This is a genomic window from Streptomyces sp. NPDC088350 (assembly GCF_044753545.1).
Taxonomy (GTDB): Bacteria; Actinomycetota; Actinomycetes; order Streptomycetales; family Streptomycetaceae; genus Streptomyces.
On sequence record NZ_JBIVNL010000013.1, the window covers coordinates 1 to 22,307 of the forward strand.

Consider the following 22,307-nt stretch of genomic DNA (forward strand, 5'->3'; position numbering starts at 1 on the left):
CTGCAGGGGGGACCCTGTGGGAGAGTAGGACGCCGCCGAACAAATATTGCGAAAACCCCTGTACCGTTTATTCGGTACAGGGGTTTTCTGCGTTTCGGCTACGGTGGCTACCGTGGCTGACATGAACTACAAGATTCGTTCGATACGCGCCGACGAGTGGGCCGCGGCAAAGGAGCTGCGGCTCGTTGCCCTGCAGGATCCCGTCGCGCATCTCGCCTTCCTGGAGACCTACGACACGGCGATCGTCCGGCCGGACTCCTTCTATCAGGAGCGGGCCGTAGGAGCCGCCGAAGGCGCTGAAGGGGCCCAGCAGATCATTGCCGAGGGGCCGGACGGGGAGTGGGTCGGGACGGTGACCGTGCTTCTTGAGGAGGCCGGGACCGTCGACTGGGCCGGCCTCGCGGTCGAGCGGAAGCAGGGGCACATCGTCGGGGTGTTCGTGCGGCCGGAGGTCCGGGGCATCGGACTGACCGAGGTGCTCTTCGACGCGGCGCTGGAGTGGGCCTGGGGGCGCGGTGTCGAGCGGGTGCGGCTCATCGTGCACGAGGACAACGAGCGGGCGCGACGGTTCTACGGCAAGGTCGGCTTCATACCCACGGGGGTCACTGTGCCGCTGGGCGGGAACCCGGACGAGCGTGAGTGGGAGATGGCGGTCGAGCGGCCGTAGCCGTAGCGCCCGTAAGTCCCGTTGCTACACCGGTAGTTCGTGGTGTGGCCACCGGGCCCTTGCCTGTTCTCTGGAGCGGAGGAGGGCCAGGGTCGGCAGGCCTCGGTCTGCTCCCGTGGCGAGGAGTTCCGGGAGCTGGGGGAGCGGGGCCACGGCGGCGACGTCGTCCAGGACAAGCGTCATTGGTGGGTCGAGGCGACCGGCCGATGACCGTTCGGCCATGTGCCGGCCGCGCTCGACCACGCTTGATGCGAGGGCGGTGAGGAGAGGCATCGCGCCCGGGTTCGTACGGGGGTCCTCGATGGATTCACCTACCAGATACAGCGTGCCCCCTTCGTTCGCGAAGGAATCCAAGGAGAGCGCGTCAGTTCTGTTGGGTGTGCAGGCTTCGCGGATGTTGACCGTGAAGAGGGAGGACAGCGCTCGGCTCGTCAACTCCTGCGCGATGTCCCGGCGTTCGGGGTGAGATGTGAGTGCCGCCTCCAGTTCGCCCGCTGCGCCGGGGGCTGCCTTGGGGTTGGTGCGGAGGGTGCGTACCGCGTCCTGGATCTGGGTGCCCTGGGACCAGCGGTGGACGTGGCGGATGGTGCGGCCGTCGATCGCGGCGGCGTGCAGGTAGCTCCGCAGGAGCGTTTCGGCGGTGTCTGCGGTTGCCTGGTCGATCTTTGCTGTGGGTCTTACCGGGGCGAGGAGGGCGGTGGCTCTCTTCACCGCCGTCTGTTTGTCCTCGCAGCCGGTGGTGGGGGACCAGTGCAGGCGGGCCGGGGTGTCGCAGAGGTGGGTGGGGTCGTAGAGGAGGACCGGGCCGAGTTTGGCTCTGGCGTCCTTGGTGTCCTGCCAGATGGCGCGGTTTGACGTGACGACGAGGGCTGGGCCTTCCGCGTCCCGTATGGCCTGGGTTGCGGTTGCTTGGCGGCTTTCCGGCGGTGCCACGAAAATCTTTTCCCACCCACCCGCCCGTTCACCGTTCATCGGAGAAGCAGAGACAGAGGCAGAAGCGAGCAGCGGTGCGCTCGGCGGCTGTTCGAAGACGGCCGTTGGCTGCGGCTGGGGCTGTGGTTCCGGTCTCTGGGCCGGAACCTCGTGAACTTCCGGTGTCTGCTGTTCTGTTCGGGCCCGGGCCCGTACCGCCCGCCATCTCGCCACCGTGCCCATCGTGAACACGGTGAGGACGAAAAGGACCATCAGCTGGCCGATGAACAGGCCCCAGAAGAGGCCGTAGCCGGAGAGTTGGGTGGGTGGGGTTTCCGGCCAGGCGCCGGTGATGTCGTGCGGTTGGCCGATCAGGTGGCGCATGGCCAGCGGGGTGCGGGCGAAGGTGACGCCCGTGGGCCAGGCGCCCTTGGAGAACAGGGCCGCCAGGCCCGCGGCCGACCACACCAGCAGGGTCATGCCGAGGAGGAACGCGAGCAGGCCGATCAACAGGCCGTCGGGGATGCCTCCTCGGCGCTCCCGTTCGTCGTTCGGTCTCATCTCACCTCTTCGCCTCTCACGCCACCGTGGACTCGGAGGAACCGTCGAGATCGCTCAGGTGCTGTTCCATGAAGGCCGCCGCGCGTTCCTCCGCCTCCAACTCGGCGGCGCGCAGGGCGTCGTCGGTCAGTTCGCGGTCGTGGTCGCGGGAGGACTGGGTCATCGCGCGGTCGGTGAAGACGAGCGGGCGTTCCGTCTCGGTGATCAGGTGTTTGACCACCTGGACGTTGCCGTTGACGTCCCAGACCGCGATGCCGGGGGTGAGGGTCGGGATGATCTCCACCGCCCAGCGGGGCAATCCCAACACCCGCCCGGTTGCCCGGGCTTCGTCCGCCTTCTGGGCGTAGATCGTTCGTGTCGAGGCCATTTTGAGGATCGCCGCCGCTTCCTTTGCGGCAGCCCCGTCAACTACGTCCGACAGGTGGTGGACCACCGCCACGAACGACAGGCCCAGGCGGCGGCCGAACTTCAGCAGGCGCTGGAAGAGTTGGGCCACGAAGGGGCTGTTGATGATGTGCCAGGCCTCCTCGACGAGGAAGATGCGCTTCTTCCGGTCGGGGCGGATCCAGGTGTGTTCCAGCCAGACGCCGACGATGGCCATCAGGATGGGCATGGCGATGGAGTTGCGGTCGATGTGGGACAGATCGAAGACGATGAGCGGGGCGTCCAGGTCGATGCCTACCGTCGTCGGGCCGTCGAACATGCCCCGGAGGTCGCCGTCGACCAGGCGGTCGATGACGAGTGCCACGTCCAGGCCCCATGCCCGTACGTCGTCTATGGCGACGTTCATGGCCTCGGCCGACTCCGGTTCGGGGTGGCGTAGTTGCTCGACGATGTCCATGAGGACCGGCTGGCGTTCGACGATCGTCTCGTTGACGTAGGCGTGCGCCACCTTCAGCGCGAAGCCGGAGCGCTCGTCGAGGCCGTGGCCCATCGCCACCTCGATGATCGTGCGGAGCAGGGCGAGTTGGCCGGTCGTCGTGATCGCCGGGTCCAGGGGGTTGAGGCGGATTCCCATGTCCAGGGCGGCGGTTGGGTCCAGGCGGATGGGGGTTATCCCCAACTCCTCCGCGATGAGGTTCCATTCGCCGACGCCGTCCTCGCCCTGTGCGTCCAGGACGACCACCTGGCGGTCGCGGAAGCGCAGTTGGCGTAGGACGTACGTCTTCTCCAGGGCCGACTTGCCGTTGCCGGACTCGCCGAGCACCAGCCAGTGGGGGGCGGGGAGTTGCTGGCCGTAGAGCTGGAAGGGGTCGTAGATGTAGCCCTTGCCGGAGTAGACCTCGCGGCCGATGATGACGCCCGAGTCGCCCAACCCGGGGGCGGCCGTGGGGAGATAGACCGCCTGGGCCTGGCCCGTCGAGGTGCGGACCGGGAGGCGGGTGGACTCGATCTTGCCGAAGAGGAAGGACGTGAAGGCGTCGGTGAGGACGGACAGCGGATCCCGCATCTGAGTCCCTACCTCCGGATGCCGGTGGCGAACGGCAGTGTGTTCACAAACGCGCGGTGGTGCTCGCGGTCGCACCACTCCAGCTTCAGATACGACTTGCCGGCGGATGCCCTTATCGTGCGCTTGTCGCGCGCGAGGGCCTCGGGGTTGCGGGAGGAGACGGTGATGTAGCCGACGAGGTTCACGCCGGCCGCGCCGCTCGCGAGGTCCTCGCCGCGCTGGTCCATGCGGCCGTGGGCGGCCACGTCACGGGGGTCGACGGTGCGGTTCATCTTGGCGGCGCGGGAGGCGTCGGCCTCGTCGTTGGTCTTCTCGGTCAGCATGCGTTCGATGGCGACCTCGGTGGGTTCGAGGTCCATCGTGACGGCGACCGTGCGGATGACGTCCGGGGTGTGGACGAGGAGGGGCGCCAGGAAGTTGACTCCCACCGGGGTCATCGGCCACTCCTTCACCCAGGCCGTGGCGTGGCACCACGGTTCGCGGGTGGACGACTCGCGGGTCTTCGCCTGGAGGAACGTCGGTTCCATGGCGTCGAGTTCGGCCGGCCAGGCGTTGCGCTTCGTCATCGCCTGGAGGTGGTCGATGGGGTGGTCCGGGTCGTACATGGAGTGGATCAGCGAGGCGAGCCGGCCCTGGCCGAGCGGTTGCCGTACGCGGATGTCCGCCTCCTGCAACCGCGAGCAGATGTCGGTGAGTTCGCGTGCCATGACGACCGCGAGGCCGGCGTCCCGGTCGAGCTTGCGGCCCGCCTGGGGGCGCGAGGCGCGGGCCATCGCGTGGGCCTCGGCGGAGAGTTCGCGGGTGAAGTGCATGCAGGCGACGAGGTAGGCGCGGTGCTGCTCGCTGCTCGTGGACACCATCGACTGCAGTTGGTCGTACGACTGCTGGAGCCAGGTCAGTGCCTTCTCGTCGCCGCGCTGGGCGACGTCCTTGGCGTGGGCGTCCGGGTCGGCGGGGAGGGTGCGGGCGAGCATCTGGAGGCGGGTGACGAAGCCGTCGCCGTTCGCCACGTGCTTGAGGAGCGTGCCGAAGCGGTCGACGAGGGCCTCCTGGTCCTCGCTGTCGCGCAGACCGACGCCCGGGCCCTCGATCTCGATCGCCGCGGTGACCGTACGGCGGTCGGCGTGCAGGAGGACGGCGATCTCGTCCGGGCCGAAGGGGGCGGCCAGCCAGTTGATGCGGCCGATCCCGGGCGGTGGGCCGATCTCGACCTCGCGTCCGTCGAGGTGGACGCCGGCCTCCATGACGGAGGAGCGGTACGTCGTGCCGTTGCGCAGGGTCCGCTTGTAACTGCGGTTGATCTCGAACCACTTGTAGAACGTACGGCGCTTGTACGGCACGTAGACCGCCATCAGCGCCAGCATCGGGAAGCCTGTCAGCAGCACGATGCGCAGGGAGAGGACGGGGACGAGGAGTCCGCTCATCATGCCGAGGAACGCGCCCAGGATGATGAGCGCGATCTCGCCGGTCTCGCGATTCTTGCCGACGATCGCGTTCGGCCGGGCTCGGCCGATGAGATATGTCCGGCGGGGCGTGATCGGATGGGACAGGTGGGACTCTGTCGTCAACGCCCTTCACCTCCCGTGCGGTTGTTGCGGGCGTTGCTGGCGTGCGGGGTGTTCGCCGGGCTCTGGCGGGGCGGGGGCGCGGCGGAGGGGACAGCTCCGCCGCCACCGCTCGACGGGCGGCTGCTGTGGGCCGCGACGCCGCCGGAGACCGGGTTGGAGGGGCGGGCGCCGCCGGAGGACTGTCCGCCGCCCCCGCCGTCGTTCGTGCGGGCGCTGTGGGTCTTGATGCCCTGGGCGACCATGGTCGCCGGGGAGCTGATGACCGCGGCGGCCTTGCCCTCGGCGCCCTGCATGATGCGGTTGTTGCGGCCGTTGGCGATGTCGTCGCCGAAGCCGGGGACGAAGCGGTAGATCATCGCGCTGGCGAAGATGGCGAGCAGGATGATGGCGAGGCCGGAGACGACGGCGGAGAAGGAGTCCGGGCCGTCGGCGGAGGACAGCGCGCCGGCCAGGCCGAGCACGATGACGATGACCGGTTTGACCAGGATCACCGCGATCATGATGCCCGCCCAGCGGCGGACGTGGCCCCACAGGTTCTTGTCGACGAGGCCCGCGTAGACGACGGTGCCGAGGAGGGCGCCTACGTAGAGGAGGGCGGCGCGGATGACGAGTTCCAGCCAGAGGACGCCGGCGGCGAGGATGCTGACCAGGGAGACGACGATCAGCATGATCGGGCCGCCGCCGATGTTGTTTCCCTTGGCCAGGGCGTTGGAGAAGTTGCCGAAGAAGGTGTCCTGGTTGCCTGTCGTCTTCGCGAGGACGTCCGTGATGCCGTCCGTGGCGGAGACGACTGTGTACAGGATCAGGGGTGTGAACGCGGAGGCGATGACCGTGAGCCAGAGGAAGCCGACGGCCTCGGAGATCGCGGTGGTGAGGGGGACGCCCCGTACCGCGCGCTTCGCCACCGCGAGGAGCCACAGGAGGAGCGTGAGGATCGTGGACGCGGCGAAGACGACGGCGTACTGCTGAAGGAACCTGTTGTTCGTGAAGTCGACGCTCGCGGTGTCCTTGACGGCGACGCTGAGCTTGTCGATCGTCCAGGAGGCGGCTTCGGCGCAGCCCTTGGCGAGGGAGGAGAGGGGGTCGAGGGTGTCGGTGGTGCTGGGGGTGGTGGTGGAGCCTGATCCGGCCTTGCCGTTCTCGCAGATGTCCTTGGCGTCGCCGACGAGGAGTTTGCACTGCTGAGCCGCCGACGCCGAGGGTGACGGGGACGGAGAAGGGGCTGCGACGGCGTGGGTGGCCAACAGCACGGCAGCGGTCTGTACGGCGGTGAAGGCGGCTGCGACCTTGAGTGCGCGATGCGAGCTACCGGGCATAGGTGAACCCTCCGTACTCCTGGACGGCCTTGGCCATGGCGTCGGCGGTCGATGCCTTGTTGTCGCCGGGAACGGGGGCTGGGCCGTCCTGCTGGGAGAAGCTGTCGGCTTTCCAGTCGTTGTCGGACCAGCGCAGGTGGAGCGTGAGGGTGAACCAGTCGCTGGTCACCGGGTTGGTCGAGGCCGTGCCCGCTGTGCCGTAGAGCCCGGTGCACCAGACCTCGGCCGTTGCCGTGGTGTCCGAGTAGCCCGTGACCTTGGTGCCGATGGGCACGGTGCGCGAGACGTAGGTGTTGCCCGCGGTCGCGTTGCCGTTCCCGTCCAGGCCGAGCTTGCTCAGGAAGTCCTTGGAGTAGGCCTGGTTGAGGCTGTTCTCCAGCGCGACCTGCTTGTCGGCCACGAAGACCTGCCGCACGATCTCGGTCCGCCTGGTCGGCTTGAGGATGTCCGCCGAGACCAGCACCGTGGCGTAGTTGGTCGCCGCGCTCTCCGCGCCCTGCTGGTCGTGTGCGAACCCGGCCGGAATCCCGCCCGCCTTCGACTCCACCGGCTTCGTCCCGCTCGCTGCCGTGGACGCGGCATCCGGCTTGGAACCGCTCGCCGTACTGCCGTCCGTCGACGTGGAGTTGTCGCCTCCGCGGTTGGCGAAGGCGATCGCGGCGATGAGGAGGACGACGACTCCGACGACCGTCACCAGGCTTTTGGAGGAGGAGCGGCCGGTTCTGCGGGCGCCTCCGTAGATGTCGCCGCCGGTGCCCTGCGGCAGGCGGGTCCGGGTCTGGCCGGTGCCGCCGTAACCGCCGGAGGTCTCGTGCTCGTCTCCGGGACTCATGCCGGGTACGCCCCTTCGCCGTCGTCCAGAAACATCTGGAAGTACGACGGTAGCCGTGCTGGTTCCCGCGTGGGCGCGGTGTGGTGACTCGACATCAGGGAAACGCAACCTCAGCCGGTGGGCACGACGGGCGGGTGGGGTGGGGAGAGGGGGACCTACCGGGCTTGGCTATACGGCCATGCCGTACACGATGGTGAAGAGGGTGCCCAGGGAGCCGATGATGAACACCCCGGTGAGACCGGCGACGATGAGGCCCTTGCCCTGTTCCGCGCTGAAGGTGTCGCGGAGCGCCGTCGCGCCGATGCGCTGTTTGGCCGCACCCCATACGGCGATCCCGAGGCAGAGCAGGATGGCGACCGCCATGACGACCTCGATCATCACCTTCGCCTCGTTGCCCAGGCTGCCGAAGGGGCCCCAGTCCGGAGCGATCCCGCCGATGATGGTGTTGATGTCTCCCTTGCCGGCCGCAGAGAGCATGTAAGTCACCGCCCCTGATGGGTAGTTCCGCATCCCCTGCAGGTGCGCAGAGGTCAGGCATCATTGTCGCCGACAAAGACGCCGTCGGATGTCGACTTGGCGTCATTGGTTGGCGGGTTTCGTACGAATACCCCGTACGGTCACTCTGTGTATCACGGTAGGTAACGCCGGGCAATGAGGCCTGAGCGGAACCTGTGCGTGGTTTGGTCGTTAGCCCCTGATTACTGGATTCGGTTCGCGTTGATGTTCTCATGATGAACGGGCCGCGGCTGGATGCCGCGGCCCGTTCTCCCGTGCCAGGTGTGGCCCCCACGACCCACTCCGGCACGTCGTGTGACTGAGGATCAGTTCAGGGTGGGGGCCAGGTCGTCGTCAGTTGGCGAAGGCCGAGATGCCCTCCGGGGTGCCCCAGCCGGTCGGGCCGTCGTAGCCGGTGGTGGCGGTGCAGAAGTACGACGTGGTGCAGGTGCCGTTGTTGCCGCTCGTCACGTCGTTGAGGGACGAGGTGCCCGCGTAGTCGTAGGGGTACTGCGCCGGGTAGGTGCCGCTGGCCGGGGTGCCGGCGAGGGCGTAGACGCCGGCGATGATCGGGGCGGAGACGCTGGTGCCGCCGAAGGTGTACCAGCCGGCGGTGACGCCGTAGGAGTCGTAGACCGAGACGCCGGTGGCGGGGTCGGCGACGGCGGAGACGTCGGACTCCATGCGCTTGGTGCAGCCGGTGTCGGTCTGCCAGCTGGGCTTGGCGTCGTAGGAGGAGCAGCCGGAGCCGGTGCCCTCGGTGCTGGACGTCTTCCAGACGGTCTCGGTCCAGCCGCGGGTGGTGGAGGAGGTGGAGAGCTTGGTGCCGCCGACCGCGGTGACATACCGGGAGGTCGCCGGGTACTCGGCGCCGTAGGCGCTGTCACCGGAGGAGACGGTGATGGCGACGCCCGCGTGGTTGTAGTACGAGGTGTCGTACGACGTCTGCGAGGAGGACTCGGAGCCGCCGTAGGAGTTGGAGACGAACTTGGCGCCGAGGGTGACGGCCTCGTTCTCGGCGGTGCCGAGGTTGGCGTAGCTGGCGCTGGTGGCCTCGACGAGGGTGATGTTGCACAGCGGGCAGATCGCGCTCGCCATGTCGAGGTCGAGGGAGATCTCCTCGGACCAGCCGGCGTCGGACGAGGGCAGCGAGGTCGTCGAGCCGGTCTGGCTGACCTTCTTGAAGCAGCCGTTGGCCGTCGTGCAGGCCGAAAGGCCGTAGTACGAACGGTAGGTGGCGAGGTCGGCCTCGGCGTTCGGGTCGTTGTACGCGTCGACGATCGCGATCGTCTCACCGGAGCCGTTGGAGGCGGCGGCGGAGGTCAGGCCGTACGCGGACCGGAGGTTGGTGGGGCTGTAGCCGGAGGGGGTCGACGCGTCGGCCGCCTTGGGGGTGATGCCGGTCTTCGCGGCCTGCATCTTCTGGTAGGCGGTGAGGCCGCCGGTGACGCGGTAGGACTTGCAGGTGAGATCGCCGGTGTGCTTGGGGGTCGCACAGGGGGTGGCGGCGTAGGTCACCTTGGTGGAGGTGGTGGCGCTCTGTACGGCGTCGGCCTGTACGGCGGTGCCGAGGCCGGTGAAGACGAGTGCGGCTGTGGCTATCGCGACGGATCCCATGCGGCGCCATCTACCGTGCGTGTGGGGGGAGTTGGGGGTCGTGGTACGCAAGGTGCAGCCTCCTGAGTCGGTGGAACAGGGGCGGTGCGGGTGCGTCTCGCCGGTACGGGTTCCCCGGCCGTGGGGGGCGGCTCGCGATGACCATCTCTTGTTGAGTACGCGACAACAAGAGGCTTCCGGAATCCTGACTTCAGGCTTACCGAACAGGGTCTGGCTCTTTACCAAACTCACAGGTTTTTCATGGGAGTTGGGGCCCCGGACATGGCGAACGGGCCGCGGCTGGTTGCCGCGGCCCGTTGCCACTTGCTCCGCCGAGGGGACCCCACGTCCCCCTCTTGCCGGCGGCTCCCCGTGACCCGACGGGGAGGTACTGCGGGGGGTGTCAGCCGGTGAAGGCGGACACGCCCTCCGGGGTGCCCCAGCCGGTCGGGCCGTCGTAGCCCGACTTGGCGGTGCAGAAGTAACTCGTCGAGCAGGTGCCGTTGTTGCCGCTCGTCACGTCGTTCAGGGCGGAGGTGCCGGCCGAGGCGTAGGGGAAGCTGGCCGGGTAGGAGCTGCTGGACGGGGTGCCGGCGAGGGCGTAGACCGAGGCGATGATCGGGGACGAGGCGCTGGTGCCGCCGTAGGTGCCCCAGCCGACGCCGTCGGAGCCGTAGGTGTCGTAGACGGAGACACCCGTGGCCGGGTCGGCGACCGCGGAGACGTCGGAGATCATGCGCTTGGTGCAGCCCGTGTCGGTCTGCCAGGTGGGCTTCGCGTCGTACGCGGAGCAGCCGGAGCCGGTGCCCTCGGTGCTGCTGGTCTTCCAGACGCTCTCGGTCCAGCCGCGGGAGTTGGAGGACGTGGAGAGCTTGGTGCCGCCGACGGCGGTGACGTAGCGGGAGCCGGCCGGGTACTCGGCGCCGTAGGCCTCGTCGCCCGCGCTCGCGGTGATGGCGACGCCCGCGTGCTTGTAGTACTTGGTGTCGTACGTCGTGTCGGAGGAGGACTCCGAGCCGCCGTAGGAGTTCGAGACGTACTTCGCGCCCAGGGCGACGGCCTCGTTCACCGCGGTGCCCAGGTTGGCGTCGCTCGCCGACTTGGCCTCGACCAGGAGGATGTTGCAGTTCGGGCAGGTCGCGCTGACCATGTCGAGGTCGAGGGACTCCTCACCGGCCCAGCCGCTGTCGGCGGAGGGGAGGGAGGTCGTCGAGCCGGTCTGGCTGACCTTGGTGAAGCAGCCGTTGTCCGTGGTGCAGTCCGAGAGGCCGTAGTACGACCGGTAGGTCGCGAGGTCGGCCTCGGCGTTCGGGTCGTCGTAGGCGTCGACGATGGCGACGGTCTCGCCCGAGCCGTTCGAGGAGGCGGCGGAGGCCAGGCCGTAGGCGGACTGGATGTCCGTGGGGCCGTAGCCGGTGGGGTCGTCGGTGGCGGCCTTCGGGGAGATGGTCTTGGGCGCGACGCCCTTCAGCGCGGCCTGCTTCTCCATGAAGGCGGTGGTGCCGCCGGTGACACGGAGGGCGTTACAGGCGGCGAAGCCCTTCTTCGGGGTGGCGCCGCAGCCGGCCTTCTCGTACCGCACATGGGCCTTGGCGACCTGTGCGGCGATGGCCTTGGCGCTGACCTTCTTGGTGCTCGCGGTGGTGTCCGCGGCGGCGCTCGCGTGGGCCGCGGTGCCGAGTCCGGCGATCAGGAGCGCGGCGGTCGCGGCAGCGGCAGAACCGATTCTGCGCCAGTTGCCGCGTATGTGGGGGGAGTTGGGCGATGACGTACGCAACGTACAGCCTCCAGGGAGAGGTTGGCAGAGGCCTGCGGGTGGGGGCTCCACCGGTGAGGTTCCCGGTGGGGGCGGCGGCCCGCGACGACCATCTCTTGTTGAGTACGTGACAACAAGGAGGATTCCGGAACTCTGACTTCCGCGTTACCCAAGGGGGTTCCGGGATTGCTGATCAATGGCGCCGGGATGGCGTGGGGATGGCCCGGACTTGACTCTCTCCACGGGAACTCCACAGCGTGACGCGCGTTGACAGGCGTCACCGGGCGGGTGACTAGCGGGGCCTGAGGCCGTTCAGCAGGTGGTGTATCAGGTCCGGGGTGCCGTCGACCGCGGCCTCCGGGGTGAGGGTGCCCTGAGCCGCGAAGGAGGCCGTGCCGTGGATGGCGGCGCCGATGACGAGGGCGATGGTCCAGGGGGCGCCGGGGATCATCTCGCCGCGCTCCTGGGCGTCGGAGACGACCCGGACGAAGTGGGCCGTCGTGGCGTCCACGGCCGCCCGCAGCTGCTCGGAGATGTCCGGGTCGTGCTTGCGGGAGTACATGACCTCGAGCAGCTCGGCGTTCGAGACCGCGAAGTGCACGTAGGTCCTGGCCAGTTCGGTGAGGCGGGCTTCGAGCGGCAGCTCGGGGCTGTCCGCGGCGTTCAGCCACTCGGCCATGCGCTCGAAGCCGGCCAGCGCCAGGGCGTCGAGCAGGGCCTGCTTGTCCTTGAAGTGGCGGCCCGGGGCCGCGTGGCTCACCCCGATGTCCCGGGCGAGTTCGCGCAGGGACAGGGCGGCCACCCCCTTCTCCAGCAGGGTGCGCTCCGCGCTCGCGAGCAGGGCGGAGCGCAGGTCTCCGTGGTGATAGGGGCGTACGGGCATGCGGACCATCGTATCCCGATGTTGGCGGCGCCAGCATTGTTGCCGCCGACATCATTGTTGTCATTGACAGCATTGTTGACGTTGCCTACATTGGGAGGCATGGACAAGACGGGCAGGACCAACAGCGGCAGCGGCAAGTGGGACGCGAGCCGGATCCCCGACCTCTCCGGCCGTACGGCGGTCGTCACGGGCGCCAACAGCGGTATCGGCCTGGCGGCAGCCGCCGAGCTGGCCCGTGCGGGCGCGCATGTCGTGTTCGCCGTACGGGACCCGGAGCGGGGGCGGGCCGCGGCGGCGAAGGTGAGCGGCAGTACCGAAGTGCGGCGGCTGGACCTCGCCGACCTCGCGTCCGTGCGGGAGTTCGCCGAAGGGTGGGAGGGGCCGCTGGACCTGCTGGTCAACAACGCGGGCGTGATGATGCTCCCCGAGCGGCGGACACGCGACGGCTTCGAGACGCAGTTCGGCACCAACCACCTGGGCCACTTCGCCCTCACGAACCTGCTGCTGCCGCACATCACCGACCGGGTGGTGACGGTCTCCTCCGGCGCGCACCGGATGGGCGACCGCGTCATCCACTTCGAGAACCTGAACCTGGACGGCGTCTACAGCCCGCAGCGCGCGTACTGCCAGTCCAAGCTGGCCAACCTGCTCTTCACGCTCGAACTGCAGCGCAGGCTCACGGAGACGGGCTCGCGCGTCCGCTCCCTCGCGGCGCACCCGGGCTGGGCGGCGACCAACCTCCAGAGCCACACGGGCAACCCCGTCGCCCACGCGCTGATGGCCGTCGGCAACAAGGTCGTGGCGCAGGACGACAAGGGGGGCGCCCTGCCGACACTGTTCGCCGCGACCCAGGATCTGCCGGGCGCGAGTTACGTCGGGCCGAGCGGGCCGATGGAGATGCGGGGCGCGCCGACGCTGGTGGGGCGGAGCGCGGCGGCGAGCGACGTGGCGGCGGCGAAGCGGTTGTGGACGGCGTCCGAGGAGCTCACCGGGGTGCGGTTCCCGGTGGGGGCGGCGGCGTAGGGGGGCCCGGCGTGAGACGAGGTTCTGAGCGGTGCTGTTGTGAGATGCGTCCCACCTGGCGGTCTGCTACGGCCTCGGGGAGCCGGCGGTCCTGATCCCCCTGCTGCTCCTCACGGTCACGTCCTGGGCACGGCGGCCCCGCTCCAGGTGCGTGCCCCGGCGCTGAAGACTGCCGGGTCGCTGTGGACCGGCAGGACGCAGAGCAGGTGGCCGCCGGGGGCGCGCAGCACTCGGCACTCCAGCCAGCGGGCGATCTGGGTCGCGCCCAGGGCGAGCAGGCGGGCGGTCTCCGCCTCCACGTCGTCCGTTTCGATGTCGAGGTGGAAGCGGGGGTTGGGGTCGTCGATGGACTGAACCGCCGTGACCAGACCGGGGATTGCCTCGTGGAGGGAGGTGAACTGCTCCTCCGCGGGGACGGGTTCCGCGGGGGCGCCGAGTGCCGCGGACCAGAAGGCCGCCGCGGCGGCGGCCTCCGGGCCGGGGGTGTCGATCAGGAGGGCGTAGACGCGGCTTCTATGCATGTGGCGTGTTTTCCGGGGCTGTCGGGTCCGCCGGATTCTCCCCGTCCGCTCCCTCCCCGTCCTTCACTCCCGCTACGTCCTCCACTCCCTCCACGAAGTGGTCGAACTCGCCCGCCTGTACGCCGAGCACGAAGGCGTCCCACTTGCGGCGGTTGGTGGTGACGACGTTCTCCGGGTCGCTGGTCTCGCGGATGTAGACCGGGGCCTCGCCGTCGTCCCCGGCACCGAAGGCGATCTCGATCCAGGGGCCAGGGCCCGTCGCGTCCGGTGGGGCCGCTCGTTCCCAGATGAGGTCGGGGGGGATGTCAGACACGGGGGTTTCCTTCGTCGAGTGCGGGAATGGGTTTGAGTATCGCGCAGGAGAGGCGGGAGGGACGGGGGACCAGTACGGTGGACTGACCGCCGAACGAAGCGCCGATTTGCGATGACCCGTGCCATCAAACGAGCTCTTCACAGCCAAATCTCAGCAAACGTCGACGTCCTTTCTCACCTTCGTGGGACAAAGTGGGGGCCGATGAAGCGCAGCTCAGGCATCTCCCGTTCCGCTCGCCTCGCGGGCAACCGTAGGTACGCGCTGTTCGTCACCGTGGTGACGCTGGCCCTGACCTCGGCTTCCGTGGCGACCGCCGACGACGGTCCGGGTCCCTTCGGGGTGACCACGGTGACCGAGGCGACCAAGGAGGGCGCACGGGTGGGGGCCCTGTTCGGCGCGGCCCATGTCACCAGCCTGGCCGGCGGGCACCACTGCACCGCGTCCGTGGTGCACAGCGCGGGACGGAACCTCATCGTCAGCGCGGCCCACTGCCTGGACGGGGACCCCGGTGACGTGTTCGTGCCGGGCTACCGGGACGGCATGGCTCCGTACGGGGTGTGGAAGATCGAGAAGCGGTTCATGCCCGACGGGTGGTCCAAGGGGCAGGCGGAGGACAGCGACATCGGCTTCGCCACCCTCGTCGAGGTGAGCGGCAAGGAGATCGAGGACGTCGTCGGGGCGAACGGGTTCGCCACCGGCATGGCGACCGGGGCCACCGCCGTGACCGTCACCGGGTACCCCTCCGCCACCGACCAGCCCATCAGCTGCACCAACAAACCCACCCAGCACAGCGGCACCCAGCAGCGCATCGACTGCCCGGGGTTCACCGGAGGCACCAGCGGCAGCCCCTGGGTGAACGGGGACCAGCAGGTCGTGGGCGTCATCGGCGGACACGAACAGGGCGGACTGACACCCGACATTTCCTACAGTGTCGTGTTCGGCAAAGAGGCGTCCGAGTTGTACAAGGACGCCACGGCTGACCCGTAACAAGGCACACCGCGAGGCTCCGCCGACTCGCTGAATACGCGTCAGATGTGGCGGAAGCACGGCGAAATGCCGCCACCCTGCCCCGAAATGGCCTTGAACAGGGCTGACATGGGGGAGGGTTGAGCCGTGCGAAAAGTATGGGTGGCCGGTGGGGTCGCGGCTGGGCTCGGGCTCAGCTTTGTGATGCTGCTCGTCGTCGGGGTGTACCTCGTCGCCGGGAACCTCGTCAGCGGGGCCGGCGGGGGGAACGTCGCGCTCGCCAAGGGCGCGGTGCCGACGGCGTATTCGGCGCTCGTGCAGAAGTGGGGCAACCTCTGCTCCGCCCTCAACCCCGCGCTGCTCGCCGCCCAGCTCTACCAGGAGAGCGGGTTCAACCCGAACGCGAAGAGCCCGGCGAAGGCCGAGGGGATAGCGCAGTTCATCCCCGGGACCTGGGCCACGCACGGCATCGACGGCAACGGCGACGGCGTACGCAACGTATGGGACCCGAACGACGCGATCCCGTCGGCCGCTACCTACGACTGCGAACTCGCCTCGTATGTGAAGGACGTGCCGGGGAACCAGACCGAGAACATGCTCGCCTCGTACAACGCGGGGGCGTACGCGGTCATCAAGTACGGGGGCGTGCCGCCGTACTCGGAGACCAGGAACTACGTGAAGACGATCACGTCGCTGGAGCAGAGCTTCGCCGCTCCCGTCAGCCGGGTCGATCCCTCCCAGCAGGCCGCCACCGCCATCAACTACGCCCAGAAGAAGCTCGGCACCCCCTACCTGTGGGGCGGGAACGGTACCGCCGACCAGAATGGGCGCTTCGACTGCTCGGGGCTGACCAAGGCCGCGTTCGAGAGCGCGGGGATCACGCTGCCGCGTGTCGCGAACGACCAGTACAACGCGGGACCGCACCCGCAGCGGTCCGAATTGCTGCCGGGAGATCTGGTGTTCTTCTCGGACGACCTCACCAATTCCCGTGCGATCCGGCATGTGGGGATTTATGTCGGCGGCGGGTACATGATCGACGCTCCCCGCACGGGCGCTGTGATCCGGTTCGACCCCATTGACACCCCCGATTACTTCGGTGCCACCCGCGTCACCGAAGATGGCGCGAAAGCACTCCCCACGACGGTGTGAACCGAGCGTGAACCCACCCCCTGAGCTGCGGCGATGTATCTCTCTTCGATAACGTCTGAGTGATCATTCGGTGGAGTGTGGAACGTATCAAGTGGGACCGTGCGTTCCTGTTTCAGTAATGCGTGCGACGAGGTGCGCCCGGAACGACGACGAAGGAGCCGCAGCACCATGGCTGTACTCGCCGAATCCGGGTCGAACCCCGACGTGGATCTGCTCTACGACATCAATGGACTCGCCAAGGACGCACCGCACTGGTTCGACCGGATCGTGGAGTTCGTCGGTGAGTACGGGCTGCTGATCGCGATGGTGCTGCTCGTGGTGTGGTGCTGGTGGTCGGTGCGGCGGCGGGGGGACGAGGATTCCGCGGCGTCCGTCGCGGGGCTGGTCTGGGCGCCGCTCGCCGCGTCACTCGCCGTCCTCGTGAACGTACCCATACGCGGGTTCGTGGAGCGGCCCCGGCCCTTCCTCGACCACACCGGGCTCGATGTCCTCATCTCCGGGAAGACCGACTACTCGTTCGTGAGCGATCACGCCACGATCACCATGGCGATGGGGGTCGCGCTGTTCGTCGCGGACCGGCGGTTCGGGCTGGTCGGGATCGGGCTCGCGCTGGTGGAGGGGTTCTGCCGGGTGTACATGGGCGTGCACTATCCGACCGACGTGATCGGCGGGTTCGCGCTGGGTACCGCCGTCGCCCTTCTTCTCTCGCCGCCGGCCATGGCCTTGCTCACGCCGGTGCTGCGGGCTGTCGAGACGTCGTCGTGGGGCGGGTGGCTGGTTCGGTCTGCCGGCGCGCGCGGGGCGGGGCGGGACGCCTTGATTCCGGGGGCGCGTACGGAGACGTCGGGCACGGAGGAACGGGACCTCGCGGCGTAAGGCTCCGCCGGGAGACCGTGTGTCGTCTGCGGGTCCGTTGTGGCTGGGCGCGCAGTTCCCCGCGCCCCTTAAGGGGCGCGTTGCTGAACCGTGGGCCTTATAGCCCCTGCGGATACGTGAAGAAGCGATTCGGGTCGTACTGCTTCTTCAAAGTTGTCAGGCGGGTCGCCGCGTCGCCGTAGTACGCCTTGCGCCAGTTGGTGAGGGTGGGGTCGGTGTAGTTCTGGTAGGCCGCGCCGGAGGCGTACGGCTTCATCGCGGTGTGGAACGACGTCAGCCAGGACTGGGCCGAGGTGCCGGCCGTGCCGGACGGCCAGGACACTATGTACTGGGCCAGCATGCGGGAGCGGCGGTGGACGAAGGCCGTCGCCGTGGGGGAGACGCGGTTGACCGCGCCGCCGAGGGCCGTCAGGGCGATGTCGCCCGAGTTGCCGCGGACCGACTTCATCTGGTTGAGCATCGTCTGGATGCCGGTGGCCGAGATCGAGCGGTCGAAGAAATCGGAGCGGGCCGTGTAGGTCTCGCGGCCGAGCGCGCCCTGCGGGGAGCGGCCCGGGGTCGAGCCCGGGAGGTGGCACTGGGCGTTGGTGGAGAAGGACGAGCAGCCCGCGTAGGCCTCCATCGACTCCTCGTACGTGTGCCGCTTGAGCGAGACGCTCGACGCGTTGCCGCCGACCAGGTGGGCCAGCTTGTCGACCGCGTTCTGGAGTTCGTTGTAGGTGCCCAGGGAGAAGGCGGCGACGGAGACCTTGGGGGTGCCGCCGGGGGTGTTCGTCAGGTGGCAGGACGACCAGATCTCGTCGGGCTGGTCAGGGCCCCACTCCTGCCAGGCCTTCACCACGGCCGCCGCCATCGACGACGGCCAGGTCAGATAGCCCGATACGGCCTGGGGGGCGGGGTGGGTCCTGAACTGGAGCTCCGTCACGACGCCGAAGTTGCCGTTGCCCGCGCCGCGCAGCGCCCAGAACAGGTCCTTGTTCTCGCTCGCGTTGGCGACCAGCTGCTTGCCGTCGGCGGTGATCAGCGTGGCCTGGGTGAGGCTGTCGCAGGTCAGGCCGTACGCCCGGGAGACCACGCCGTGGCCGCCGCCCAGGGTGAGGCCGGAGACGCCGACGGTCGGGCAGGAGCCGGCGGGTATCGTCACGCCCTTCGCGGCGAGACCCCGGTACACGTCGATCAGCTTCGAGCCGGCGCCGACGACCGCGGTGGAACCGCTCGCCCGGATCTTGTTCAGCTTCGACACGTCGAGGATGAGCCGGCCGTCGCCGGAGGACCAACCGGCGTAGGAGTGGCCGCCGTTGCGGATCGCGACGCGGATGCTGTGGGCGCGGGCGTAGGAGAGGACCGAGCGGATGTCGTCGGGGTTGGCGACGTACGCCACCGCGGCCGGCTTCAGGTTGTCGAAGCGGGTGTTGTAGAGCTGGTGGGCCGTCTTCCAGGAGGCGTCGCCGGGGCGGACCAGGGTGCCGTCCAGCTCGCGGGCGAGGGCGGCCCAGTTGGCGGCGGCGGTGGCGCTGGTGGTGCGCAGTCCCGTCGTACTCGTCGAGGTGGAGGCGTTGGCCGCCGTGGCGGACGTGTCACCGCCGCCGAGGTTCCTGCCGTTGCACGCGGTCGTCGCGACCGCCGCTATCGCGGCCATGCCGCCACCTATGAACGAACGCCGTTCCATGTCGCCTCCTGTGGGGATACGTGGAATGAGATGCGCGCTCGGCTTCATAAGTTCTCCGTGCGCATGTCACGGATTTGGTACAGGCGGATGCCCCGCCGCGTCCGTCCTGGCCTGGCTTCTCGCCCGTCTTGCCGGACCCCGCCAGCCGCAGACACAGCGGGCCACACAGAACGGTCCCTGTTCGACGGTCGTCGTGCGGTGTTCCGGGTATTCGGGGGGAGCCTCTCGGCTGTCCGGCTGAGCCACTCCGACAACGTTACCGACGTCCAGTAAAGGGTTCGTATGGCGGTCGCACGTCCTTGCGCGTGCCCCGGACCCGCGTGACGGGGCCACCTACCCGTCGTTAAGTGGAACGACAGGGGGCCCGTGACGACGTACCGGGGGTACGGCAGCTATGGAGCGGCAGCACAGGCGGACCGGTGGGGCGGTCGTCGCGGCGGGACTCGTGGTCGGGGTCTGTGTCGGAACCGGTGGATGCGGCGGTGGTGACGGGGCGGCCATGGCGGACGCGCGGGGTGCCGGGGACGCGGTCGCGGTGGTGCGGCGCGCGGCCGACACCCTTGTGGCGGCGGGGAGTTCACAGGCCCGTACGTCCATGGAGATGGCGACCGGCGGCACCCGCGTGACCATCCGCGGCGAGGGCGTCTACGACTTCCGCCGCCGACTCGGCCAACTGAAGGTGCAGTTGCCGCAGGACCCCGCCGGCGCCAGCGAGCACCGGCCGATCACCGAACTCCTCGCGCCCGGCGCCCTGTTCATGAAGAACCGGGGCGCCGGAGTGCCCGCCGACAAATGGGTACGGGTCGACACCGGGACGCTGTCCGACGGGAACCTCGTGACCGGCGGGGCCACCGACCCCTACGCCGCCGCCGAGTTGCTGCGCGGGACGACCACGGCGACGTATCTGGGAAAGACGGAGGTGGCCGGGGCCTTTGTGCGTCACTATCGGGGGGTCGCCGATCTCTCCGTCGCCGCGAGGAGCGCGTCGGCGGGGAACGAGGCGGCCCTGAGGTCGGCGGCGAAAGGGTTCGCCACCGCCCGGGTACCCTTCGACGTCTACCTCGACGACCAGGGGCGCGTCCGCAAGGTCCAGCAGCGGTTCAGCTTCGTCAACGGGCAGCGCCGCGGCACCGTGGCGGTCACCTCGACGACCTTGCTGTACGACTTCGGGGCCGCCGTGGACGTACGGCTTCCGGCGTCGAAGGACATCTACGCCGGGCAGATCGCCGAGAAGTGACCTGAACCGATCGGTGTGGGTCGGGCTGAGAACTAGCCCGTCCGTGCCATGCGCGTTGTGTAGACCGCTCCCTACTCTAGGAAGTCGGTGACGGCAGAGAAGAGGTGATGCACGTGGCTCCGGTCGGCGGTACGGCAGTTCAGGACCACGTGGCCCTCGCCGAGATCGAGCTGTGCGGAGACCTGATCATCGCGGCCTCGGCCGCCGAGGACCGGCTCAGTCTTGAGAGCATCGACGAGGTGCTGAAAGTGGCCGAGGAACGGGACGCCTCGAACAGATCCCAGGGCAGGGCCCAGGGCAGGCATGAGGGCAGGTCCTAGGTGCGGAGCATGCGGGCGATCGCCTTTGTCGCCTCGTCGACCTTGGCGTCGATCTCCGCGCCGCCCTTGACGGCCGCGTCGGCGACGCAGTGCCTCAGGTGCTCCTCCAGGAGCTGCAGCGCGAACGACTGCAGGGCCTTCGTGGAGGCGGACACCTGGGTGAGTATGTCGATGCAGTAGACGTCCTCGTCGACCATGCGCTGGAGGCCGCGGATCTGGCCCTCGATCCGGCGCAGGCGCTTGAGGTGCTCGTCCTTCTGGTGGTGGTAACCGTGCGTCACCGGTTCCTGAGCCGGTTCCTGAGCCGGTTCGGAGGGCGCTGCCGCCGCGCCGGCCTCGGTGGTCGTCATCGCGTCCATCGCGTCCTCCAGACATATACCCCTAGTGGGTATATCGTAACGAACTTTGCTGGGTATAGGGCCCTTGGTACGCCCCCGTGCGGATCACTGTGCCTGATGGGCGACACTGGGGGACGGCCCATTAGCCGTGGCCGGATGATGCACTTAGCATCAGCCTGACCGAAACCGATGCATCCCGAGGACCCCTTGTGCGCTTTCGTCTGACCCCCAGGGAGACGAGCTTCTACGACATGTTCGCCGCGTCCGCGGACAACATCGTCACGGGCTCGAAACTCCTCATGGAACTGCTCGGGGCGGACACCGCCGGCCGGGCCGAGATCGCAGAGCGTATGCGGGCCGCTGAACACGCCGGTGACGATGCCACGCACGCGATCTTCCATCAGCTGAACTCCTCGTTCATCACGCCCTTCGACCGCGAGGACATCTACAAGCTCGCTTCCTGCCTCGACGACATCATGGACTTCATGGAGGAGGCCGTCGACCTGGTCGTCCTCTACAACGTGGAGGACCTGCCCAAGGGCGTCGAGCAGCAGATCGAGGTGCTGGCGCGGGCTGCGGAGCTGACCGCGGAGGCCATGCCGAATCTGCGCACCATGGACAACCTCACCGAGTACTGGATCGAGGTCAACCGCCTGGAGAACCAGGCCGACCAGATCCACCGCAAGCTGCTCGCCATGCTCTTCAACGGCAAGTACGAGGCCATCGAGGTGCTGAAGCTCAAGCAGATCGTGGATGTGCTGGAGGAGGCGGCGGACGCGTTCGAGCACGTGGCGAACACGGTGGAGACCATCGCCGTCAAGGAGTCCTGACCTCTCCATGGACACCTTCGCTCTGGTCGTGACCATTCTGGTCGCGCTCTTTTTCACGTACACGAACGGTTTTCACGACTCCGCGAACGCCATCGCCACGTCGGTCTCGACGCGGGCGCTGACTCCGCGCGCGGCGCTGGCGATGGCCGCCGTCATGAATCTCGCCGGTGCGTTTCTCGGTTCCGGGGTCGCCAAGACGGTGAGTGAGGGGCTGATCGAGACGCCCGAGGGGTCGAAGGGGATGGGGATCCTCTTCGCCGCGCTGATCGGTGCGATCACCTGGAACCTGGTCACCTGGTACTTCGGCCTGCCGTCGTCCTCGTCGCACGCGCTGTTCGGCGGGATGGTGGGGGCCGCGCTGGCGGGCGGTACCGATGTCATCTGGCACGGGGTCGTCGACAAGATCATCGTGCCGATGTTCGTGTCACCGGTCGTCGGTCTCGTCGGCGGTTACCTGGTGATGACGGCGATCATGTGGATCTTCCGGCGGGCCAACCCGCACAAGGCGAAGCGGGGGTTCCGGATCGCTCAGACCGTCTCCGCCGCGGGGATGGCCCTCGGCCACGGTCTCCAGGACGCGCAGAAGACCATGGGCATCGTGGTGATGGCCCTGGTGATTTCCGGGCATTCGACCTACGGTGACCCGATCCCGGTCTGGGTGAAGATCGTCTGCGCGCTGATGCTGTCGCTGGGGACGTACGCGGGGGGCTGGCGGATCATGCGGACGCTGGGGCGGAAGATCATCGAGCTGGATCCTCCGCAGGGGTTCGCGGCGGAGACGACGGGCGCGGCGATCATGTTCACCACGGCGTATCTCTTCAAGGCGCCGGTGTCGACGACGCATGTCATCACCTCGGCGATCATGGGGGTGGGGGCGACGAAGCGGGTGAATGCCGTGCGGTGGGGGGTCGCCAAGAACATCGTGCTGGGCTGGTTCATCACGATGCCGGCGGCTGCGGTGGTCGCTGCCGCGAGCTTCTGGGTCGTGAACCTCGCGTTCCTCTAGGCCGCCGTACCAGGGGGCTCCGC

23 protein-coding genes are annotated in these 22,307 nt (G+C 68.6%); 9 read left to right on the forward strand and 14 right to left on the reverse strand.

Annotated features, from left to right (window positions below; all coding sequences use genetic code 11):
• Nucleotides 1-121 precede the first annotated feature (121 nt).
• Complete coding sequence (locus tag ACIQBL_RS37495; protein ID WP_401950413.1) at nucleotides 122-667, forward strand: GNAT family N-acetyltransferase; 546 nt, start codon at nucleotides 122-124, stop codon at nucleotides 665-667.
• 24 nt (nucleotides 668-691) lie between these two features.
• On the opposite strand, the gene ACIQBL_RS37500 is transcribed toward ACIQBL_RS37495, so the two are convergent.
• From ACIQBL_RS37500 to ACIQBL_RS37540, 9 genes are all read right to left on the reverse strand, one after another.
• Entirely contained in the window at nucleotides 692-2,140 is a 1,449-nt protein-coding gene (locus tag ACIQBL_RS37500; protein WP_401950416.1) for a type IV secretory system conjugative DNA transfer family protein, read from the reverse strand.
• 16 nt (nucleotides 2,141-2,156) lie between these two features.
• Nucleotides 2,157-3,590 (reverse strand): ATP-binding protein, encoded by a 1,434-nt coding sequence (locus tag ACIQBL_RS37505; RefSeq protein ID WP_043672922.1) that lies wholly within the window; start codon nucleotides 3,588-3,590, stop codon nucleotides 2,157-2,159.
• A gap of 8 nt (nucleotides 3,591-3,598) precedes the next feature.
• A complete protein-coding gene (locus tag ACIQBL_RS37510) occupies nucleotides 3,599-5,158 on the reverse strand; it encodes an SCO6880 family protein (protein WP_401950419.1) in 1,560 nt (519 codons plus the stop codon).
• Nucleotides 5,155-6,474: a hypothetical protein gene (locus ACIQBL_RS37515; protein ID WP_401950422.1), complete on the reverse strand. Its 1,320-nt coding sequence runs from the start codon at nucleotides 6,472-6,474 to the stop codon at nucleotides 5,155-5,157. The genes ACIQBL_RS37510 and ACIQBL_RS37515 overlap by 4 nt, the downstream gene beginning before the upstream one ends.
• Entirely contained in the window at nucleotides 6,464-7,306 is an 843-nt protein-coding gene (locus tag ACIQBL_RS37520) for a hypothetical protein (protein ID WP_401950424.1), read from the reverse strand. Before ACIQBL_RS37520 ends, ACIQBL_RS37515 begins: the two co-directional genes overlap by 11 nt.
• Nucleotides 7,307-7,474: 168 nt before the next feature.
• Nucleotides 7,475-7,783 carry a hypothetical protein gene (locus tag ACIQBL_RS37525; RefSeq protein WP_401950427.1) on the reverse strand — a complete coding sequence of 103 codons (309 nt, stop codon included), beginning with the start codon at nucleotides 7,781-7,783 and terminating at the stop codon, nucleotides 7,475-7,477.
• A gap of 372 nt (nucleotides 7,784-8,155) precedes the next feature.
• Nucleotides 8,156-9,469, reverse strand: coding sequence for a peptidase S8 (locus ACIQBL_RS37530; protein WP_401950429.1), 1,314 nt, complete (start codon nucleotides 9,467-9,469; stop codon nucleotides 8,156-8,158).
• Between the two features lie 331 nt (nucleotides 9,470-9,800).
• Nucleotides 9,801-11,174: a peptidase S8 gene (locus tag ACIQBL_RS37535; protein ID WP_401950432.1), complete on the reverse strand. Its 1,374-nt coding sequence runs from the start codon at nucleotides 11,172-11,174 to the stop codon at nucleotides 9,801-9,803.
• 271 nt (nucleotides 11,175-11,445) lie between these two features.
• A complete protein-coding gene (locus ACIQBL_RS37540; protein WP_401950435.1) occupies nucleotides 11,446-12,036 on the reverse strand; it encodes a TetR/AcrR family transcriptional regulator in 591 nt (196 codons plus the stop codon).
• A 99-nt stretch (nucleotides 12,037-12,135) separates the two neighbouring features.
• On the opposite strand from ACIQBL_RS37540, the gene ACIQBL_RS37545 reads away from it, so the two are divergent.
• Nucleotides 12,136-13,059 carry an oxidoreductase gene (locus tag ACIQBL_RS37545; protein WP_401950438.1) on the forward strand — a complete coding sequence of 308 codons (924 nt, stop codon included), beginning with the start codon at nucleotides 12,136-12,138 and terminating at the stop codon, nucleotides 13,057-13,059.
• 116 nt (nucleotides 13,060-13,175) lie between these two features.
• On the opposite strand, the gene ACIQBL_RS37550 is transcribed toward ACIQBL_RS37545, so the two are convergent.
• Together ACIQBL_RS37550 and ACIQBL_RS37555 are read right to left on the reverse strand one after the other, a co-directional pair.
• On the reverse strand, nucleotides 13,176-13,580 hold the full coding sequence (locus ACIQBL_RS37550) for a VOC family protein (protein WP_401950440.1): 405 nt from the start codon (nucleotides 13,578-13,580) through the stop codon (nucleotides 13,176-13,178).
• Nucleotides 13,573-13,893, reverse strand: coding sequence for a DUF397 domain-containing protein (locus ACIQBL_RS37555; RefSeq protein ID WP_401950442.1), 321 nt, complete (start codon nucleotides 13,891-13,893; stop codon nucleotides 13,573-13,575). The genes ACIQBL_RS37550 and ACIQBL_RS37555 overlap by 8 nt, the downstream gene beginning before the upstream one ends.
• Nucleotides 13,894-14,094: 201 nt before the next feature.
• Here ACIQBL_RS37555 and ACIQBL_RS37560 point away from each other — a divergent pair, with 201 nt between their 5' ends.
• The 3 genes from ACIQBL_RS37560 to ACIQBL_RS37570 all read left to right on the forward strand — a co-directional run bounded on the left by ACIQBL_RS37560 (nucleotide 14,095) and on the right by ACIQBL_RS37570 (nucleotide 16,884).
• Nucleotides 14,095-14,880: a trypsin-like serine peptidase gene (locus tag ACIQBL_RS37560; protein WP_401950445.1), complete on the forward strand. Its 786-nt coding sequence runs from the start codon at nucleotides 14,095-14,097 to the stop codon at nucleotides 14,878-14,880.
• A 183-nt stretch (nucleotides 14,881-15,063) separates the two neighbouring features.
• Entirely contained in the window at nucleotides 15,064-16,008 is a 945-nt protein-coding gene (locus tag ACIQBL_RS37565) for an NlpC/P60 family protein (RefSeq protein WP_401951120.1), read from the forward strand.
• Nucleotides 16,009-16,176: 168 nt separating this feature from the next.
• Nucleotides 16,177-16,884, forward strand: a complete 708-nt coding sequence (locus ACIQBL_RS37570) for a phosphatase PAP2 family protein (RefSeq protein WP_401950448.1) — start codon at nucleotides 16,177-16,179, stop codon at nucleotides 16,882-16,884.
• A 97-nt stretch (nucleotides 16,885-16,981) separates the two neighbouring features.
• Here the strand turns inward: ACIQBL_RS37570 and ACIQBL_RS37575 are convergent, their stop codons facing one another.
• Together ACIQBL_RS37575 and ACIQBL_RS37580 are read right to left on the reverse strand one after the other, a co-directional pair.
• A complete protein-coding gene (locus tag ACIQBL_RS37575) occupies nucleotides 16,982-18,553 on the reverse strand; it encodes an FAD-binding oxidoreductase (protein WP_401950451.1) in 1,572 nt (523 codons plus the stop codon).
• A 66-nt stretch (nucleotides 18,554-18,619) separates the two neighbouring features.
• Entirely contained in the window at nucleotides 18,620-18,799 is a 180-nt protein-coding gene (locus tag ACIQBL_RS37580) for a hypothetical protein (protein ID WP_401950453.1), read from the reverse strand.
• 148 nt (nucleotides 18,800-18,947) lie between these two features.
• Here ACIQBL_RS37580 and ACIQBL_RS37585 point away from each other — a divergent pair, with 148 nt between their 5' ends.
• Together ACIQBL_RS37585 and ACIQBL_RS37590 are read left to right on the forward strand one after the other, a co-directional pair.
• Nucleotides 18,948-19,790, forward strand: a complete 843-nt coding sequence (locus ACIQBL_RS37585; protein ID WP_401950456.1) for a hypothetical protein — start codon at nucleotides 18,948-18,950, stop codon at nucleotides 19,788-19,790.
• Nucleotides 19,791-19,897: 107 nt separating this feature from the next.
• Nucleotides 19,898-20,110, forward strand: a complete 213-nt coding sequence (locus tag ACIQBL_RS37590) for a hypothetical protein (protein WP_401950459.1) — start codon at nucleotides 19,898-19,900, stop codon at nucleotides 20,108-20,110.
• Here ACIQBL_RS37590 and ACIQBL_RS37595 read toward each other — a convergent pair.
• Nucleotides 20,107-20,460 (reverse strand): metal-sensitive transcriptional regulator, encoded by a 354-nt coding sequence (locus ACIQBL_RS37595; protein ID WP_401951122.1) that lies wholly within the window; start codon nucleotides 20,458-20,460, stop codon nucleotides 20,107-20,109. The two genes, ACIQBL_RS37590 and ACIQBL_RS37595, sit on opposite strands and share 4 nt — an antisense overlap.
• 197 nt (nucleotides 20,461-20,657) lie before the next feature.
• On the opposite strand from ACIQBL_RS37595, the gene ACIQBL_RS37600 reads away from it, so the two are divergent.
• Both ACIQBL_RS37600 and ACIQBL_RS37605 read left to right on the forward strand, forming a co-directional pair.
• Complete coding sequence (locus ACIQBL_RS37600; protein ID WP_401950461.1) at nucleotides 20,658-21,278, forward strand: DUF47 domain-containing protein; 621 nt, start codon at nucleotides 20,658-20,660, stop codon at nucleotides 21,276-21,278.
• A gap of 7 nt (nucleotides 21,279-21,285) precedes the next feature.
• Nucleotides 21,286-22,284, forward strand: coding sequence for an anion permease (locus ACIQBL_RS37605; protein ID WP_401950463.1), 999 nt, complete (start codon nucleotides 21,286-21,288; stop codon nucleotides 22,282-22,284).
• Nucleotides 22,285-22,307: the final 23 nt, after the last annotated feature.

What these genes read in the sequence shown, in the direction of transcription:
- ACIQBL_RS37565 (WP_401951120.1), top strand. Translation starts at nt 15,064, where the DNA reads ATGCTGCTCGTCGTCGGGGTGTACCTCGTCGCCGGGAACCTCGTCAGC.
- ACIQBL_RS37590 (WP_401950459.1), top strand. Translation starts at nt 19,898, where the DNA reads ATGCACGTGGCTCCGGTCGGCGGTACGGCAGTTCAGGACCACGTGGCC.
- ACIQBL_RS37540 (WP_401950435.1), bottom strand. Translation starts at nt 12,036, where the DNA reads ATGCCCGTACGCCCCTATCACCACGGAGACCTGCGCTCCGCCCTGCTC.
- ACIQBL_RS37545 (WP_401950438.1), top strand. Translation starts at nt 12,136, where the DNA reads ATGGACAAGACGGGCAGGACCAACAGCGGCAGCGGCAAGTGGGACGCG.
- ACIQBL_RS37500 (WP_401950416.1), bottom strand. Translation starts at nt 2,140, where the DNA reads ATGAGACCGAACGACGAACGGGAGCGCCGAGGAGGCATCCCCGACGGC.
- ACIQBL_RS37550 (WP_401950440.1), bottom strand. Translation starts at nt 13,580, where the DNA reads ATGCATAGAAGCCGCGTCTACGCCCTCCTGATCGACACCCCCGGCCCG.
- ACIQBL_RS37605 (WP_401950463.1), top strand. Translation starts at nt 21,286, where the DNA reads ATGGACACCTTCGCTCTGGTCGTGACCATTCTGGTCGCGCTCTTTTTC.
- ACIQBL_RS37585 (WP_401950456.1), top strand. Translation starts at nt 18,948, where the DNA reads ATGGAGCGGCAGCACAGGCGGACCGGTGGGGCGGTCGTCGCGGCGGGA.
- ACIQBL_RS37525 (WP_401950427.1), bottom strand. Translation starts at nt 7,783, where the DNA reads ATGCTCTCTGCGGCCGGCAAGGGAGACATCAACACCATCATCGGCGGG.
- ACIQBL_RS37505 (WP_043672922.1), bottom strand. Translation starts at nt 3,590, where the DNA reads ATGCGGGATCCGCTGTCCGTCCTCACCGACGCCTTCACGTCCTTCCTC.
- ACIQBL_RS37570 (WP_401950448.1), top strand. Translation starts at nt 16,177, where the DNA reads ATGGCTGTACTCGCCGAATCCGGGTCGAACCCCGACGTGGATCTGCTC.
- ACIQBL_RS37515 (WP_401950422.1), bottom strand. Translation starts at nt 6,474, where the DNA reads ATGCCCGGTAGCTCGCATCGCGCACTCAAGGTCGCAGCCGCCTTCACC.
- ACIQBL_RS37520 (WP_401950424.1), bottom strand. Translation starts at nt 7,306, where the DNA reads ATGAGTCCCGGAGACGAGCACGAGACCTCCGGCGGTTACGGCGGCACC.
- ACIQBL_RS37595 (WP_401951122.1), bottom strand. Translation starts at nt 20,460, where the DNA reads ATGACGACCACCGAGGCCGGCGCGGCGGCAGCGCCCTCCGAACCGGCT.
- ACIQBL_RS37575 (WP_401950451.1), bottom strand. Translation starts at nt 18,553, where the DNA reads ATGGAACGGCGTTCGTTCATAGGTGGCGGCATGGCCGCGATAGCGGCG.
- ACIQBL_RS37495 (WP_401950413.1), top strand. Translation starts at nt 122, where the DNA reads ATGAACTACAAGATTCGTTCGATACGCGCCGACGAGTGGGCCGCGGCA.
- ACIQBL_RS37560 (WP_401950445.1), top strand. Translation starts at nt 14,095, where the DNA reads ATGAAGCGCAGCTCAGGCATCTCCCGTTCCGCTCGCCTCGCGGGCAAC.